The sequence below is a fragment of the Amycolatopsis sp. NPDC058278 genome, from assembly GCF_042881395.1.
Taxonomy (GTDB): domain Bacteria; phylum Actinomycetota; class Actinomycetes; order Mycobacteriales; family Pseudonocardiaceae; genus Amycolatopsis.
The window spans coordinates 1-15416 of sequence record NZ_JBHVXZ010000053.1; the positions used below are offsets into that span (position 1 = coordinate 1).

Below are 15416 nucleotides of genomic sequence, written 5' to 3' on the forward strand. Positions count from 1 at the left end.
TTGTACCACCTGACGTTCTGGGTGGGGACGGCCCGCCCCGCGGGGGGGCGGCCCGCGCCGGGCGTGGCCGCCATCTGGGTGGACCACACCCTGTACTTCGTGAGCGGGCCCGGCACCCGCCGGGCCCGCAACCTGGCGGCGAACCCGGCGTGCAGCGTGTCGGTGCGGCTGCGCGGCCTCGACGTCACGATGGAAGGCGAGGCCCACCGGGTCGCCGAACCCGAGGTCCTGGAGCGGGTGGCGGCCGTCTACCGCGAGGGCGGCTGGCCCGCGACGGTGGAGGACGGCGGGTTCAACGCGCCGTTCATGGCGGCGAGCGCCGGGCCGGCGCCGTGGCACCTGTACCGGCTCACGCTGCACCGGGCCATCGGCGTCGCCACCGCCGAGCCGCACGGTGCCGCCCGCTGGGACTTCAGCCGCTGATCGCCGCCGCGACCAGCCCGCCGATCGCGGCCATGCCGTCCGCGTTCGGGTGCAGCGGCGCGGCGACCGACGTCGGGATCACGCTCTCGAACCACTTCACGCCGGGCAGCTTGCAGACGTCGTGCCCGATCGAGGCCGTCCGGACGTCGACGTAGCGCGCGTCGTGCGCGGCGGCCTGCCGGGCGAGGGCGGCGTTGGTCTTGTCGACGCTGCCCTGGATGTAGTTCGCGTCGCGCGGGGTCAGCGGCGCGATCGGCCAGCAGCCGTTGTGCGGCAGGTAGGTGCCGTAGCCGGCCACGAAGACGTCGGCGTTCGGCGCCTTCGCGTGGATCGCATCGAGCAGCGCGCCCCACACGGGCTCGAACGCGGCGATCTTCTCGGCCAGCTGGTCGTGGCCGCCGGCGGTGTACCGGTCGACGCAGTCGGGATTGATGCCGGGCAGCAGGTTGATGCAGCTCGTGGCGGCCCCGACCAGGCCGATGTCGTTGCCGCCGATCGTCACGGTCACCGTGCGGGTCTGCTCGCTCAGCGCGTCCAGCTGCGGCGGCACCGCGCCGGACGACGTCTGCTGCGGGGCGGTCATGTCCGCCGTCGTCGCGCCGGAGCACGTGACGTCCTTCAGCGGCACGCCGAGTTCTTTCGCGGCGACGTGCGGGTAGTCCGCCAGGGAGCGGAGGCAGCCGGGGGAGGAGAGGTCGGGCGGCAGGATCAGCGGCCCGGCCGCCGCCGAATCCCCCAGTGCCACGTATTCCCCGGCGGTGCCCGCCGCCGCCGTGCCCGCCGTCGCGCCCGTCAGCGCGATGACCATGATCGCGATGAACGCCGTCGTCCTCACTCGCACGCCGTCCTCCTTGACACGCTGTTCTCTTGACGCAGTGCTGATTGTTGGTCTCCGTGACACCATCGGCACTGCGCGTGCCCGGATTGACTGGGAATCCGGGCAGAGAACGGGGGGATCGGTTGTGACCGAGCACAAGTGCGGCGGGGACCTCGCCCTCGGCGGGCAGCGCGTGCACGAGCGGCTCACCCGGGAGGAGCCCGAGCTGATCGCCCGGGTGCTCGCGCGGATCCAGGCCGAGGTGGCGGACTACCGGCGGCTGCCGGTGGAGGAACTGGCCGGCGACATCGCGGGCATCACGCGGCAGGCGGTGCGGGCGTTCGCGCGCAGCCTGCGCGAGGATCGCGAGCTGAACGCGGCTGAGCTGCGGCAGGTCGGCGCGTCCGCGGTCCGCCGCGCGGAAGAGGGCTTTCCGCTGGAGGCCGTGCTGACCGCGTACCACGTCGGCGCGCGGGAGATCTTCGCCGTCGGCTCCGCTTCGTCGGGCAGTGCGGACGTCGCCGATCTCCTCGAAGTCGCGGACCGGGTGCTGGCGTTCGTCGGCACGGTCACCGGCGCCGTGACGCGGGGGTACCTGGAGGAGCTGCGGACGAAGGTCGGGCAGGAGCACACCGCGCGCCGGACGCTGCTGTCGGTGCTCGTCGACGGCGGCCCGGTCGACGTCGTCGCCCGCAGCGCCGGGATCGCGCTGCCCGCGCGGTACGTCGTGCTGAGCGTCGAACTCGGGCCCCACGCCGACGAGGAGTCGCCGGGGGTGGACGCCGAGATCGCCGTCCGCCGCAAGCTCCGCCGGTTCCTGGCGGCGTTCGAGCAGGCGTGCGGTGAGGGTGTGCTGGCGTCCCTGGACGGCCCGGGCGGGCTCGTCCTGCTCCCGGTCGCGGGCCGGCTGACCTCGATGCCGGAGTGGCACGCGGTGCTGGCCGCGGCCGGGCGCGCGGCGGGGGTGACCGTGCTGGCGGCGGCGGAACCGGCGGCGCCGGCGGAGGTCCGGGCGGTGGCCGCGCAGACCGGCGAGGTGCTGGACGTGCTGCGGTGGTTCGGCCGGCCGCCGGGGCTGTACCGCCTCGACGACGTCCTGGTCGAGTACCAGCTGACCCGCCCGGGAGCGGCCCGCGACCGCCTCGCGGCGGCGTTGGACCCCCTGGAAGCCCACCCGGAGCTGGTGGAAACGCTGGACGCCTACCTGGCCCTGGACACGAACCGCCGCCGCACGGCGGCCCAGCTTCACATCCACCCCAACACGGTCGACTACCGCCTCCGCCGCGTCCGCGACCTGACGGGCATCGACCCGCTCAACCCGGCAGGCCTGCCCCGCATCATCGCGGCCGCGGCCGCCCGCCGCGCGACCCGTCCCCACCGCTGACGTGTCGTCCCCCCAGGTACGCGTGTCGTCCCTTCAATCACGCGAGTCGACCCCTCAATCACATGAGTCGACCCTTCCATCACGGGGCTCGCAGTACCCGGACGGACGACTCGCGTACCCGGACGGACGACTCGCGTACCTGGAGGGACGACACGCGTGATGGGGAGGTCGACACGCGTGATGGGGAGGTCGACACGGCGGCGCGGGCGAGGAGGCCGGTGACCAGGGCCGAGGCGAGGACGAGCGCGGCGAGGCGGGCCGGCGCGTCGAAGGTGAGCTCGCCGAGGCGGCCGAGGACGAAACCCGTGTGGAGGGCCCAGGCGACCACCGCCACCGCCGTGGCCGCCAAAGGGGGACTTCGGTGGGCGACAGCCAGGACGACCGCTCCCAGGGTGACCAGCGCGTACCAGGGATGGCCCGTCGCCCCGGCCAGGTCCGCCACGATCACCGCGGCGACGGCGGCCACGCACCCGAACGGAAATCCGAAGCCCTCTGTCATCCGTCCAGTCCAGTCCCGGGGACGACGACGACCGTGGCCCAGGACACATTCTCTACACCGAGCTCCGGGATCTTTACGATTCATTTACCTCGCGCGGCTACGCCCTCGATGGCGTCGGCGAGCTCGGGCCAGACCGCGCGCGGCAGGTTGTGCCCCATGCCCGGGATCACCACCAGCTCCGCGCCCGGGATCGCCTCGGCCGTCGCCTTGCCGCCGCTCACGTTGATCAGCGGGTCGGCGTCGCCGTGGACGACCAATGCCGGGAGCCGCACCGAACGCAGCCCGGCCGTGCGGTCGCCGGACGCCACGACCGCCGCCGCGTGGCGCAGCGTGCCCACCGGGTGGCGGGCGCGGTCGTAGTGCAGGGCCGCCTTGGCCAGCAGGAACGCCTCGTCGTCCGGGTAGCCGGGGGAGCCGAGCCGCCGGTAGCCCTCGACGCTGTCGGCCAGCGCCTGCTCACGCGTCGACGCCGGCGGCCGGGTCAGCATCGCCAGCGCCCACGGCTCGGCCTGCCCGACTTCCCGGTCGCCGGTGGTCGACATGATCGACGTGATCGACCGCAGCCGGTCCGGGTGGTCGATGGCCAGCTGCTGCACGATCATCCCGCCCATCGACGCCCCGACCACGTGCGCCCGGTCGATGCCGAGCGCGTCGAACAGCCCGACGGCGTCGTCGGCCATGTCCGACAGCGTGTACGGCGCCGTCGACGAATCGCCGGCCGCCAGCGCGGCGAGGTCCGGCGGGGGCAGGTGGTCGAGCCAGGTGGAGAGCCCGACGTCCCGGTTGTCGTAACGCACGACGAAAAATCCGCGACCGGCGAGCAATTCGCAGAAGCCGTCCTCCCAGGTGATCATCTGGGCGCCGAGGCCCATCACCAGGACCAGCGGCGGGGCCGCCGGATCGCCGAAAGTGTCGTACTCGAGCTCGAGACCGTTGGCCTGTGCGCGTGCCATACCCCGATCCTGCCGTACCCGCGCGGAGCTGGCACCGGCCCGGGCGGTGCGGTTACCGTTACCCCCCATGCCGACCTCATCCTCGGGCACGGGACAGCGCCCCCGGTCGCGGGCCGCGGCGGGACTGCCCGCGCTGACAGCCGATTGCATCGTCAGCGCGGCCACGGCCCTCACCGCCCAGCGCGGCCTGGACAACTGGACCCTGCGAGAACTCGCCCGTTCGGTCGAGGCCTACCCGGCGGTGATCTACCACCACGTCGGCGACCGGGACGCGGTGGTGAACGCCGTCGTCGACCGGGTCGTCGGGCTCTTGGAGCTGCCCGAGGAACAGCTGCCGTGGCAGGAGTGGTTCACCGAGCTGCTGGCCGGCCTGCGCGCGGTGCTGCGGACCTATCCGGGGTGCGCGCGGCGGCTGGCGCTGTTCGGCCCGTCCGTCAAGGCGGCCACGCGCACCATCGACGCGGGCGTCGGCGTGCTGCTGGCCGCCGGGTTCGGCCGCGAAAGCGTGCTGGCCTACAACCTGCTGCTGATGACCGCGTGCCAGTTCGTCGCGATGGAGGACGACCGCGACGGCGCGCTCGCGCTCCGGATCGACAACACCGAGGAGTACGCAACCTACCGCGAGCGGGCCGACCTGCCCGGGATGGCCGAGCTGGGTGCGGCGATGCACGACCTGATGGGCGACCCGGACCTCGCCTCGGGCTATTACGCGCAGCTCTACGACTATGCCGTTCGGCGGTGCCTCGACGGGCTCGCGCACCGCCTGGATGAACTTCGTAATCCGGACATCTCGGGTTGACAGCAACTTGACAGTGCCGCGGCGTACCGTGGGCCTGCGTCGGTGGTTCGCCCACAGACCCGGAGCCCCTGGCGCCCTCCTCCCCCTCGTGGCGCCGGGGGCTTCGGTCTACCCGGGGTCGCCCTGCCGCGGCGCCGGGGGGCCGGTGCGCGGCGGCTCGGCCTGGATGGCCGGGAAGATCTCGCCGACCAGGGTCACCAGTGACTTCGACAGCAGCAGGTGCACCTGGTCGCGCGTCAGCGAGCGGCGCACGAGCCACTCCCGGCCCGCCGCCTTCACCATCCCGCCGAACGCGCGCACCAGGGCGTTGAGCTCCGGCCCGTGGTCGCTCTCCCGGGACAGTCCGACGGCCTCCAGGACGCGGTCGGCGGATTCGCGGTCGGCTTCTTCGAGGATGCGCTCCACCTCGAGGTCGCGGCCGATGCCCTCGGGGGCGATCGCGGCCAGCCACATCCGCTCCTGGCTGGTGACCATGTCGAGGAACCACTCGATGGCGACGTCGGCGCGCAAATCGAGCGGCCCGTCGGGGAGGATCTCGACGGCCAGCCGCGGCACGGTCAGCGCGCGGCGGATGATTTCCAGGTACAGCTCGCGTTTCGTGCCGAAGTAGTGGTTGATCAGCCCCCGCGCGACGCCGGCCGCCGCGGCTATGTCCGAAGTGGACACTGCGGAATACGGGCGCTCGCCGAAGAGCCGCGCCGCACAGGTGTAGATCTGTTCCTTCCGTTCGTCCGGTTCCAGTCTTCGCCATCTCGGCGCCGGCTCGGTGTTCATCCGCCCATCGTCGCACGGGCCGTTGCGCCGGGCAGGGTAGTCAGCACGATGTCGGATGTCCTCCCACGATCGGGGCACGGTCAGTCCGGGAGAGTGATCGGCGCGATGTCCGCGAAGCCGTCACCCGGCCCGGGGTTCGCCGGATCGGTTGCCCCGCCGAAGTGGTGCAGCACGCCCCACACCGCGTTGAGCGCCGTCTGCACCGCGCCCTCCGCCCAGCCCGCCGTCCACGAGATGTCGTCGCCCGCCAGGAACAGGCCCCGGTACCGCGGCGGCAGCTCGTCCTGCACGAAGTGCGTGAACAGCCGCTGCTGGTAGCGGTAGTGGCCGGGCAGGTTCGCCTTGAACGCGCCCATGAAGTGCGGTTCGGCTTCCCAGGACACGGTGACCGGGTCGCCGATGATGTGCCGCCGGACGTCGACGCCGGGGTAGATCTCGCGCAGCGACTGGAGCATCACCTCGACGCGCTCGCCCACCGGGAGCGGCAGCCACTTCAGCGAGTCGTCGGCCCACGTGTAGGACAGGCAGATCACCGCGGGCGCGGCCGGGTCGTCACCGAGCAGGTAGGTGCCGCGCGGCATCCGGTCGGTGAGCGTCATGCTCATCGCGTCGCGGCCGGTCGCCGGGTCGCGGTCCAGCCAGAACGGCCGGTCGACCGGCACGAACACCTTCGACGACGCCATGTAGTGCGTGCGCTCGATCGCCGTCCAGTGGTCGATCGGGAACAGTGCTTCGTCGCACTCGATGTTGGACAGCAGCATCCAGCTCTGCGCGGTGAACACCGCGGCCGGGAACGTCCGGATGTGCCCTTCGGTGTCCGTCACGGTGATGTTGCCGGGTGCGGTGCGGTGCAGCCGCGCGACGCCGGGTCGCGGACGGCCGCCGTGCAGGGTGCTCAGGCTGGTGCCCGCCGGCCAGAAAGCGGAGTCTTGCGGGGCGTGCTCCCACAACCGCAGCGGGAGCTGCCTGCTGCCGCCGACGATGCTGCGGTGCTCGTCGTCGGCTCCGGTGTAGACGACGCGCAGGATCTCCAGGATGGAGTTCGGGAAGTCGGTGTCCCAGCCGCCGGTGCCGAAGCCGACCTGGCCGAAGATTTCGCGGTGGCGGAAGGAGGCGAAGGCGGGGGAGTCGCAGAGGAACCCGTAGAACGTCTGGTTGTCCAGCCGCGGGACGAGGTCGTTCCACAGCCGCTTGATCGTCTTCGCGTCGCGGTCGCGGATCGCCGTCTGCATCTCGGCGAAACAGGCGTGCTCGGCCAGGGTCCGGTCCCACGCCGCGGCGACTTCGCGGAAGACGGCGGGTAGCTCCTCGGGTGTGCGCGCGTAGTGGCTCTGCCCCTTCAGATCGACGACCGTGCTCGGTGTCCCCGGCGCCAGCGGGTTCGGGAACGGCGTGGTTTCGAGCCCCACCTTGTCGATGTAGTGGAAGAGCGCGGTCGACGCGGGCGGGAAGCGCATCGCGCCCATCTCGGCGACGAGGTCGTCCGGGCAGCCGGGGAACCGCACGGTCCGCAGCCGGCCGCCGAGCTCGGCGACTTCGTACACCACCGGCCGCAGGCCCAGCTTCATGAGCTCGTACGCGGTGACGATGCCGGAGAGGCCGCCGCCGATCACCGCCACCTCGGTGCCGTGCCGCTCGGCGGGCAGCGAGCCGAGGCCGGCGGGGTGGGCGAGGTAGTCGTCGTAGGCGAACGGGAAGTCCGGGCCGAACATCGTGATCGGGCGGCCCGCCGGTTCGTCGTGGTGGATCGCGGTCGGGACGGCGGAGGTCATGCGGTGGTTCCCCGGTACAGTTCGGGCCGTCGGTCGGCCAGGTGGGTGTTCTCCAGGCGGGACGCGGCCAGTGCCTCCCGCGTGACGTCGGCGGCGATCACCCCGGGCCCGGATCCGGCGCGGGCCAGCACCTCGCCGGTCGGGGCCACGACGCACGACCGACCGCAGTAGGTCAGCTCGCGCTCGGTGTCGCAGCGGTTCGCGTAGGCGACGAACAGCTGGCTTTCGTAGGCCCGCGCGGGCACGAGCGTGTCGGCGACCAGCTCGTACGGGCTCATCAGCGCCGTCGGCACGACCAGCAGCTCGGTGCCGGCGAGCGCGTGCGCGCGGACCAGCTCCGGGAATTCGACGTCGTAGCAGATGAGCAGCCCGACCCGGACACCGCCGAGCTCGGCCTGCACCACGGCTTCGTCGCCGGGGGTGAACCACGCTTTGTCGAGGTCACCGAAGAGGTGCGTCTTGCGGTAGTTCGCGAGCCGGCGGCCGGTCGCGTCGACGAGCTGGACGCTGTTGTAGACGTGCTCGCCGTCGGTTTCCGGGTAGCCGTACGCCAGTGCGGTGCCCCGTTGCCGCGCCAGCGCGGACATCCGGGCCGCCGTGGGCCCGTCGGCGGGTTCGGCGAGCTCGTGCGTGCGTGCGCCGATGTGGTAGCCCGTCGTGATCATCTCCGCGGTGACCACGAGGTCGGCGTCGATCCGGGGCAGCTCGCCGAGCGGGCCCTGGTGGATGGCGACCCTCATGCCAGCCTCGACTTCCGGATCCCGTAGCCGAAGTAGATCAGCAGGCCCAGGACCATCCAGGCGCCGAAGACCAGCCAGGTGGCGCCGTCGAGGCTGAGCATCATGTACCCGCAGCAGAGCACGCCCAGGACCGGCGTCACCGGCGAAAGCGGGACGCGGAACGAGCGCGGGCGGTCGGGCTGGCGCTTGCGGAGCAGCAGGACCGCGACGTTGACCAGGCCGAACGCGAACAGCGTCCCGATGCTGGTGGCGTCGGCCAGCTTGCCCAGCGGGATGAAGGCGGCCAGGACCGCGACGAAGGCCGAGACGACCAGGGTGTTGATCCGCGGGGAGCCGGTCTTCGCGTCCACTTTGGACAGCGCGGCCGGGACGAGGCCGTCGCGGGACATCGCGAACAGGATCCGTGTCTGTCCGTAGAGGACGGTCAGCACGACGCTGGAGATCGCCACGATCGCGCCGACGGCCAGCAGGCCGGCCCAGAACGGGTTGTCCGAGACGACGTCGAGCACGTGCGAAAGCGCGGCCTCCTGGCCGTCGAACTGCTGCCACGGCAGGGCGCCGACCGCGGCCACCGCGACCAGGCAGTACAGCACGGTGACGATGCCGAGCGAGAGCAGGATCGCGCGCGGCAGGTCGCGTTGCGGGTTCTTCGCCTCCTCTCCGGCGGTCGAGGCCGCGTCGAAGCCGATGTAGGAGAAGAACAGCTTGGCACCGCCGGCGCTCAGCCCGGCCAGCCCGAGCGGCAGGAACGGGGTGAAGTTCTTCGCCTGCACCGCGCTGAAGGCGATCGCGCAGAACAGCACCAGCGTGGCGATCTTGACCACGACCATGACCGCGTTGGCCCGCGCGCTCTCCTTGGCGCCGGACAGCAGCAGGAGCATCGCGAGGACGACGACGAGGATGGCGGGCACGTTGACGACCCCGCCCGAGCCCGGAGGCTGGCTCAGCGCGTCGGGGATGGCGAAGCCGAAGGCCAGCCGCAGCAGCTCGTTGAGGTACTGCCCCCAGCCGACGGCGACCGAAGCGACCGAGACGCCGTATTCGAGCACCAGGCACCACCCGCAGACCCAGGCGACGAGCTCGCCGAGCGTGGCGTAGGTGTAGGAGTAGGACGAACCGGACAGCGGGATCATCCCGGCGAGCTCGGCGTAGGACAGCGCCGAGAACAACGCCGTGACGCCGGCGAGCACGAAGGAGAGCACCACCGCCGGGCCGGCCACCGGGACGGCTTCGCCGAGCACGACGAAGATGCCGCTGCCCAGCGTCGCCCCGATGCTGAGCATGGTGAGCTGCCCGAGGCCGAGCGACCGCTTCAACGTGCCATGATCACCTTCGGCGACCAGGTCGGCGACCGGTTTCCGCCGCACCGTCGCGGCTCGCAGAGTCATGCCGACGACGGTAACGGTCGTTTCCGGAGCGCAAAACAGGAGAACATTGCTCGTACAGATGAATCACAGGTGATTCATTGCACAGCAGCGGCAGATCGCGGCGATTCGTTTCTTCTTCCGAGTGGCTTGATCCTGCGGTGTCGGATCCCGGGGAAGCCGTTCGTGGAGGGGGTGAGCGGCCGCCACGAGGGCGCCGCCGGGATCCACAGGGGATGAAGATGTCCGAGCCCGTCGCCCGCCGCATGTACGACCTGGTCGAGCCGATCGGCTTGGTGCCCTACTTCGCCGACGAGTCGGACGAGGCCCTGCTGGCGCTCGGCCTGCGCAACGTGTGGGACGCCTACTTCGCCGGCCGGGCCGCGCCGCTCGGCCGGTCGGTGCCGGCCGAGGTCGTCCACGCGATCTTCTACAACTTCGCCCCGGGTGAGGTGGCCCGGCACCTCCCGCGCGTCTGGGACCTGACCACGCCCGAGGCGGCGCTGGCCGCCCGGGAGCGGGGCTGCGTCGCGGGGATGCGGCGGATCCTCGGTGCCCTCGCCGACGACCCCGGTGTCGCGCGCGCCGGCGACCTCCTGCTGAAGGCGGCGACCAGCGCACCGGTGGAGGGCCGCGCGCTCTACGCCGCCTTGCGCGCAGTCCCGGTCCCGCAGGAGCCGGTGGCCCGGCTGTGGCACGCGGCCACCCTGCTGCGCGAGCACCGCGGCGACGGCCACATCGTCGCGCTGGTGGCCGAGGGCATCGGCGGGACGGAGGCTCACGTCCTCCACGCCCTCTCCGTCGACCTGCCGGCAAAGGACTTCGGCCGGGTCTGGCACCTCCCCGCCGCGCAGCTGGCCGCGGTCATCGACGGCATGCGCGCCCGCGGCCTCGTCGGCGCCGACGGCTGGCTCACCGAGGCCGGCCGGGCCACCAAGGACCGGGTCGAGGCACTGACCGACCGGCTCGCGGAAGCCCCCTACAACGCCCTCACCCCGGGCGAACTCGCCCGCTTGGTGGCCGGCCTCGAACCGATCTCGGCCGCCTTCCGGGCCGTCTTCCCGATGTGACCGGGCCGCCCGCGTGCTGCCTGGTTCGTCACGCCGGAGCGGCGGGCAGCAGGAGGGTGAACGTGGGCGGGTCGGGGCGGCTCAGCCGGAGGCGGCCGCCTTCGGCTTCGGCGAGGCCGCGGGCCAGGCGCAGGCCGATGCCGTGGCCGCGGGGCGTGGTCGCGAACGGGTCCGTCTCGCCGAGGTCCGGCCCTTCGTCGGCGACGTCGATGGCGAGTGCGTCACCGGCGTCGCGGGCCAGCACCGTGACCGCGCCGCGCCCGTGCGTCGCCGCGTTGTCCAGGAGCACGCCGAGGACCTGCCGGACCGCCGCGGCCGCCGCGTGCGTCGAGGGTGGGTCCTCGAGGAGGATCCGCAGACTCCGCCCCTGCGGTCCGAGCAGGGCTTCGCCGGCCTGCCGGAGCTCGTCGAGGAGCCGGCCGAGGTTCAGCTCGGCCCGCTGCCCCAGGCGCTCCCGGCTCAGCGCCAGGAGGTCTTCGATGGTGCGTTCCAGCCGGTCGGCGGAGGCGATGCCGGCGCGGATGGCGGCGTACGGGTCCGCCGCCGGTGTCTCCAGCGCGGCTTCGAGCTGCAGGCGCAGCCCGGTCAGCGGCGTGCGCAGCTGGTGCGACGCCTCCGCGGAGAACGCGCGCTCGCGTTCCAGCGTCTCGCCGATCCGGGCCGCGGTCGCGTCCAGGGTCTCGCCGACCTGGTCGATCTCGGGGATGCCGGCGCGTGGCGAGCGGACGCTGAAGTCGCCGTCGCCGAGCCGCCCGGCCGCGGCGGCCAGCTCCTCCAGGGGCTGGACGAGCCGCTTCGTGTACCGCCGGGCCAGCAGCCAGCTCGCCCCGATCGCCGCCGCCGCCAGCAGGGCCATGCCGTGCAGGGTGAGCGCGATCCGCACGGTCAGCGTGGACTGCGGCATCGCGGCGCGGACGACCCCGGTGACCTGGGACCCGCTGAGCACCGGCACGGCCAGCACCAGATCGTCCCCTTCGCTGCCGGTGACGACGTCCACCGTGGCGCTCGCCGCCTGCCGCTCGATCGGGCCGGCGGCGGCCGGGCCGTGCCCGGCGAGCAGCCGCCCGTCCCGGCTGTAGACCCCCACCTCGAGGTCGGCGTCGTCGTCCTCGTCGCCGGGCGGGGGTACCTCGGGCGCCAGCCCGGCGTCCAGCGCGTGCGAGACGGCGAGCGCGACCGTGTCCGCGGCCCGTTCCAGCTCGGTGGTGCTGTCGTCGCGGTAGTACCGCGTCGCGGCGATGCCCAGCGGCAGCGCGAACAGCACGGTCGAGACCAGGGCGGCCAGCACCGTGAGCGAAATGATCCGGCGGCGCACGGCTACCCTTCGGCGGCGGTGCGCGCCGGGTCTTCCAGCCGGTAGCCGTGCCCGCGCAGGGTCGCGATCCGCGGCACCTCGTCGTCCGGCCCGGCGGCCGCCGAGAGCTTGCGGCGCACCGCCGCGATGTGCACGTCCAGCGTCTTCGTCGAGCCGTACCAGTGCGCGTCCCAGACCTCGGACATCAGCGTCTCCCGGCTGACCGCGACGCCGGGCTGCTCGGCGAGCCGGGCCAGCAGGTCGAACTCCTTGGCGCGCAGCACCACTTCACGCCCGCCGAGGACGGCGCGGCGGCCGGCGATGTCGACGGTCAGCCCGCCGATGGTCACCGGGGGCCGCGCCCCGGCCGGCGCGCCGCGCCGCAGGTGCGCCCGCACCCGGGCCAGCAGTTCGCCCAGCCGGATCGGCTTGGTGAGGTAGTCGTCGGCCCCGGCGTCGAGGCCGACGACGACGTCCATCTCCTCCTGCCGCGCGGTGAGGATGACCAGCACCGCGGCGGGCAGCGCGGCCCGCAGGCGGCGGCACACCTCGACGCCGTCCAGGTCGGGCAGGCCGAGGTCGAGCAGCACGAGGTCGAAATCGCCGGGTTCGGCGGCTTGCAGGGCGGTCCGCCCGTCGCGGCGCCAGCACACCTGGTGACCGTGCAGTCGCAGGGTCGATTCGAGCACGCTGCCGATCGCCGCGTCGTCTTCCACCACCAGCAGGTTCGGCATGCCGGAAGCCTAACCAATCGCACCCCGGATTCCGGACGGCTGTGGCCTATTCCGCGCGCGTCGCGAGGCCGATCTGCGATATCCGCACGGAAGCGGCGGCGAGGGCTTCGGTGAACGCGGCGACCTCGGCGGGCCCGAACCGGCTGCTGGGCCCGGTGATCGCGAGGGCCGCCAGCAGCCGTCCGTCGCCATCGTGCACCGGCGCGGCGACGCTGGACGCGCCGGCTTCCGGCTCACCGTGGCCGACCGCGGCGCCCTCGGCCCCGTCGAGGACCCGCCCGGCGGCCCCGAAGCCGAGCGGCAGTTCGTCGCCGACGCGGCCGACGTGCCGGATGGCCAGCGGCCCCTCCTGCTGGGCCACGCAGACGAGCACGGAGGTGCTGCGCACGTAGAGGTTCACCGTCTCCCGGCATTCCCGGGCCAGCTCGCGCAGCACCTGGCGGACGGGCTCGGGCAGCTGCCAAGCGGTGTTCGCCAGCTGCGCCCACCGCAGCATCCCGGGCCCGACGGTGATCCGCCCGTCCGGCCGTGTCCACAGCAGGCCGCGCTGTTCGCAGGTGGCGACCAGCCGCAGCACGGTGGTCTTCGCCAGGCCGCTGGCCGTGGTGAGGTCCTTGACCGCCCAGGTCCGGCGGTGTTCGGTGAAGAGCGCGAGCACGTCGAACGCGCGGAGCACGCTCCGGACCGATCCGTCTTCGTCTGCCTTCATGAGCGACCCCGTCCGCCTGGTGGAACCAGCGTACCGCCAGGCGGACCGGATCAGGCCACGTGTCGCTCGAACGCCGCAACCGTCTCGGCGAGCACCTCCGCGCCCGGCCGGGCCCACAGGTCCGCGTTGAACACCTCGACCTCGATCGGCCCGGTGTAGCCCGCGGCTTCGACGGCCGCGCGCAGGTGGCGGTGGGCGATCGGGCCGTCGCCGGGCAGGGCTCGGCCCAGCAGGGGGTCCGGGAGCGGCACGAGGACGTCGCACACGTGGAACCCGGCGATCCGGCCGGCGGCCGCGGCGATCGACTCCTCGATCCGCGGGTCCCACCAGACGTGGAACTCGTCCACGATCACGCCGACCTGCTCGGCCGGGTGCTCCACCGCAATCGCCAGTGCTTGCTCCACAGTGGACAGCACCGACCGCTCCGCGCACTGCATCGGGTGCAGCGGCTCCAGCCCGAGCCGGACCCCGCGCTCCCCGGCGTAGGGCGCGAGCTCGCCGACCGCGTCGGCGACCCGCTGCCGGGACGCGGCGAGGTCGTTGCCCGCGATCCCGCCCACCACCAGCACGAGCACGTCGGCGCCGAGCGCGGCGGCTTCGTCGATCGCCTCCCGGGTCTGCGCCACACCGTCCACAGGGGACCCTTCCGGTGTCACGCCGGTGAAGAACCCACCGCGGCACAACGACGAAACCCGCACCCCGTGCTCCTTGAGCAGCCGCGCGGCTTCGTCGACGCCGGTCTCGGCGACCTTGTCGCGCCACAGCCCGATCCAGCCGACACCCGCCTCGGCGCAGCCGGCCACCGCCTCGGGCAGCGACCAGGACTTCGTGGTGATCTGGTTGAGGCTCAGCCGGGGGTCCATCACACGACCCCCGCGGCCTGCAGCAGCGGCCGCATCCGGGCCTCGGCCAGGTCGGGGTCGGCCAGCACGCCGGCCTCGTCGGCGAGCCGCAGCAGCGTCGCCAGGTGGGTGATCGTGCGCGCGGATTCCTGGCCGGCGATCATCCGGAAGTGGTCCTGGTGGCCGTTGAGGTGCGCCAGGAACACGACACCCGTCTTGTAGTGCCGGGTCGGCGCGCGGAAGATCTCCCTGGCCAGCGGCACGGTGGGGTCGAGCAGGGCGTGGAACCCGGCCCGGTCGCCGTCGCCCAGACGCCGCAGCGCGGCCGCGGCCACCGGGGCGAGCGGGTCGAAGATGCCGAGCAGCGCTTCGCTGTGGCCTTCGGCGTCCCCGGCGATCAGCTCGGGGTAGTTGAAGTCGTCGCCGGTGTAGCAGGCGACGCCGTCCGGGAGAGCCCGGCGGAATTCGACCTCGACCTCGGCGTCGAGCACCGAGACCTTCACCCCGGCGATCGTGGCGGCGTGCTCGGCGCAGAGCGCCGCCAGCTCGCGGGCGGCGGCGCGGACGTCGTGGTGGCCCCAGTAGCCGGCCAGCGCCGGGTCGAACTGCTCGCCCAGCCAGTGCAGCAGGACCGGCCCGCCCGCCTCGGACAGCAGCTTCCCGTACGCCGCGTGGTAGTCGTCCGGACCCGCCGCCGCCGCGGCCAGCGCGCGGCTGGCCATCACCACCGGGACCGCGCCCGCGCGGGAGACCAGGTCGAGCTGCTCGCGCCAGGCGTCCACAATGGACGCCACGGTGGCCGGTCCCGGCGGCAGCTGGTCGGTGCCGACCCCGGCGCACCAGCGCCGCCCGGCCGCGACCGCGCCGGTGCGGGACACCAGCTCCTGCGTCGTCGCCCAGTCGAGGCCCATGCCGCGCTGCGCGGTGTCCATCGCCTCCGCGACGCCCAGCCCGCACGACCAGAGGTGCTCGCGGAAGGCCAGCGTCGTGTCCCAGTCCACGGCGTAGGGCTCGTCGGCCAGCGCGTCCGCGACGACGTGCGCGGCGGCGTAGGCGACGCGTGACGTCGTCGGCGGCTGCGGCGTTTTCGGGGGAGCGGGGGGCCGTGGCCCGGACGGCGACCAGTTCAGCAGCTCGCCGCCGGGGGCCGGGAGCACGAGCATCGAGGACCTCCGGAAGGGTCAGAAAGCGCTTTCTCAACCCACGGTAGGGCCTGTGCCGCGCCGCGACAAGGCCCGGTGG

At 73.2% G+C, this 15416-nt stretch carries 16 protein-coding genes; 4 read left to right on the top strand and 12 right to left on the bottom strand.

What is annotated here, in order from left to right; genetic code table 11:
• Positions 1-423 (top strand): pyridoxamine 5'-phosphate oxidase family protein (locus ACFVYA_RS26195; protein ID WP_387048641.1); only part of this gene is annotated, 423 nt, incomplete at its 5' end.
• On the opposite strand, the gene ACFVYA_RS26200 is transcribed toward ACFVYA_RS26195, so the two are convergent.
• Positions 413-1258 (bottom strand): SGNH/GDSL hydrolase family protein, encoded by an 846-nt coding sequence (locus ACFVYA_RS26200; protein ID WP_387048728.1) that lies wholly within the window; start codon positions 1256-1258, stop codon positions 413-415. The two genes, ACFVYA_RS26195 and ACFVYA_RS26200, sit on opposite strands and share 11 nt — an antisense overlap.
• Positions 1259-1385: 127 nt before the next feature.
• Between ACFVYA_RS26200 and ACFVYA_RS26205 the strand changes: the two genes are divergently transcribed.
• Complete coding sequence (locus ACFVYA_RS26205) at positions 1386-2624, top strand: PucR family transcriptional regulator (RefSeq protein ID WP_387048643.1); 1239 nt, start codon at positions 1386-1388, stop codon at positions 2622-2624.
• A gap of 79 nt (positions 2625-2703) precedes the next feature.
• Here ACFVYA_RS26205 and ACFVYA_RS26210 read toward each other — a convergent pair whose 3' ends face one another.
• Positions 2704-3123 carry a hypothetical protein gene (locus ACFVYA_RS26210; protein WP_387048645.1) on the bottom strand — a complete coding sequence of 140 codons (420 nt, stop codon included), beginning with the start codon at positions 3121-3123 and terminating at the stop codon, positions 2704-2706.
• Positions 3124-3203: 80 nt separating this feature from the next.
• Entirely contained in the window at positions 3204-4076 is an 873-nt protein-coding gene (locus ACFVYA_RS26215) for an alpha/beta fold hydrolase (protein ID WP_387048647.1), read from the bottom strand.
• A gap of 67 nt (positions 4077-4143) precedes the next feature.
• On the opposite strand from ACFVYA_RS26215, the gene ACFVYA_RS26220 reads away from it, so the two are divergent.
• A complete protein-coding gene (locus tag ACFVYA_RS26220; protein WP_285985378.1) occupies positions 4144-4875 on the top strand; it encodes a TetR/AcrR family transcriptional regulator in 732 nt (243 codons plus the stop codon).
• 108 nt (positions 4876-4983) lie between these two features.
• Here the strand turns inward: ACFVYA_RS26220 and ACFVYA_RS26225 are convergent, their stop codons facing one another.
• The 4 genes from ACFVYA_RS26225 to ACFVYA_RS26240 form a co-directional block, all read right to left on the bottom strand.
• A complete protein-coding gene (locus ACFVYA_RS26225; protein WP_285985377.1) occupies positions 4984-5649 on the bottom strand; it encodes a TetR/AcrR family transcriptional regulator in 666 nt (221 codons plus the stop codon).
• Positions 5650-5729: 80 nt separating this feature from the next.
• Positions 5730-7421, bottom strand: a complete 1692-nt coding sequence (locus ACFVYA_RS26230; protein WP_387048649.1) for a flavin monoamine oxidase family protein — start codon at positions 7419-7421, stop codon at positions 5730-5732.
• Positions 7418-8161, bottom strand: coding sequence for a carbon-nitrogen hydrolase family protein (locus ACFVYA_RS26235; protein WP_387048650.1), 744 nt, complete (start codon positions 8159-8161; stop codon positions 7418-7420). The genes ACFVYA_RS26230 and ACFVYA_RS26235 overlap by 4 nt, the downstream gene beginning before the upstream one ends.
• Complete coding sequence (locus ACFVYA_RS26240) at positions 8158-9549, bottom strand: amino acid permease (protein ID WP_387048652.1); 1392 nt, start codon at positions 9547-9549, stop codon at positions 8158-8160. Before ACFVYA_RS26240 ends, ACFVYA_RS26235 begins: the two co-directional genes overlap by 4 nt.
• 212 nt (positions 9550-9761) lie before the next feature.
• Here ACFVYA_RS26240 and ACFVYA_RS26245 point away from each other — a divergent pair, with 212 nt between their 5' ends.
• Entirely contained in the window at positions 9762-10595 is an 834-nt protein-coding gene (locus tag ACFVYA_RS26245; protein ID WP_387048653.1) for a MarR family transcriptional regulator, read from the top strand.
• Positions 10596-10623: 28 nt separating this feature from the next.
• Here ACFVYA_RS26245 and ACFVYA_RS26250 read toward each other — a convergent pair whose 3' ends face one another.
• Genes ACFVYA_RS26250 through ACFVYA_RS26270 form a run of 5 tightly spaced genes read right to left on the bottom strand, consistent with a single transcriptional unit; the run spans position 10624 to position 15337 of the window.
• On the bottom strand, positions 10624-11910 hold the full coding sequence (locus ACFVYA_RS26250) for a histidine kinase dimerization/phospho-acceptor domain-containing protein (RefSeq protein ID WP_387048655.1): 1287 nt from the start codon (positions 11908-11910) through the stop codon (positions 10624-10626).
• Positions 11911-11912: 2 nt separating this feature from the next.
• Positions 11913-12623 carry a response regulator transcription factor gene (locus tag ACFVYA_RS26255; protein WP_285985371.1) on the bottom strand — a complete coding sequence of 237 codons (711 nt, stop codon included), beginning with the start codon at positions 12621-12623 and terminating at the stop codon, positions 11913-11915.
• A 46-nt stretch (positions 12624-12669) separates the two neighbouring features.
• Complete coding sequence (locus ACFVYA_RS26260) at positions 12670-13332, bottom strand: IclR family transcriptional regulator (RefSeq protein ID WP_387048657.1); 663 nt, start codon at positions 13330-13332, stop codon at positions 12670-12672.
• Between the two features lie 50 nt (positions 13333-13382).
• On the bottom strand, positions 13383-14195 hold the full coding sequence (locus tag ACFVYA_RS26265; protein WP_387048659.1) for a sugar phosphate isomerase/epimerase family protein: 813 nt from the start codon (positions 14193-14195) through the stop codon (positions 13383-13385).
• On the bottom strand, positions 14195-15337 hold the full coding sequence (locus ACFVYA_RS26270) for a DUF993 family protein (protein ID WP_387048661.1): 1143 nt from the start codon (positions 15335-15337) through the stop codon (positions 14195-14197). The genes ACFVYA_RS26265 and ACFVYA_RS26270 overlap by 1 nt, the downstream gene beginning before the upstream one ends.
• Between the last annotated feature and the right edge of the window lie 79 nt (positions 15338-15416).

Excerpts from the sequence above, each read along its gene's own strand:
- ACFVYA_RS26210 (WP_387048645.1), bottom strand. The coding sequence starts at position 3,123 with ATGACAGAGGGCTTCGGATTTCCGTTCGGGTGCGTGGCCGCCGTCGCC.
- ACFVYA_RS26215 (WP_387048647.1), bottom strand. The coding sequence starts at position 4,076 with ATGGCACGCGCACAGGCCAACGGTCTCGAGCTCGAGTACGACACTTTC.
- ACFVYA_RS26220 (WP_285985378.1), top strand. The coding sequence starts at position 4,144 with ATGCCGACCTCATCCTCGGGCACGGGACAGCGCCCCCGGTCGCGGGCC.
- ACFVYA_RS26225 (WP_285985377.1), bottom strand. The coding sequence starts at position 5,649 with ATGAACACCGAGCCGGCGCCGAGATGGCGAAGACTGGAACCGGACGAA.
- ACFVYA_RS26230 (WP_387048649.1), bottom strand. The coding sequence starts at position 7,421 with ATGACCTCCGCCGTCCCGACCGCGATCCACCACGACGAACCGGCGGGC.
- ACFVYA_RS26235 (WP_387048650.1), bottom strand. The coding sequence starts at position 8,161 with ATGAGGGTCGCCATCCACCAGGGCCCGCTCGGCGAGCTGCCCCGGATC.
- ACFVYA_RS26240 (WP_387048652.1), bottom strand. The coding sequence starts at position 9,549 with ATGACTCTGCGAGCCGCGACGGTGCGGCGGAAACCGGTCGCCGACCTG.
- ACFVYA_RS26245 (WP_387048653.1), top strand. The coding sequence starts at position 9,762 with ATGAAGATGTCCGAGCCCGTCGCCCGCCGCATGTACGACCTGGTCGAG.
- ACFVYA_RS26255 (WP_285985371.1), bottom strand. The coding sequence starts at position 12,623 with ATGCCGAACCTGCTGGTGGTGGAAGACGACGCGGCGATCGGCAGCGTG.
- ACFVYA_RS26260 (WP_387048657.1), bottom strand. The coding sequence starts at position 13,332 with ATGAAGGCAGACGAAGACGGATCGGTCCGGAGCGTGCTCCGCGCGTTC.
- ACFVYA_RS26265 (WP_387048659.1), bottom strand. The coding sequence starts at position 14,195 with ATGGACCCCCGGCTGAGCCTCAACCAGATCACCACGAAGTCCTGGTCG.
- ACFVYA_RS26270 (WP_387048661.1), bottom strand. The coding sequence starts at position 15,337 with ATGCTCGTGCTCCCGGCCCCCGGCGGCGAGCTGCTGAACTGGTCGCCG.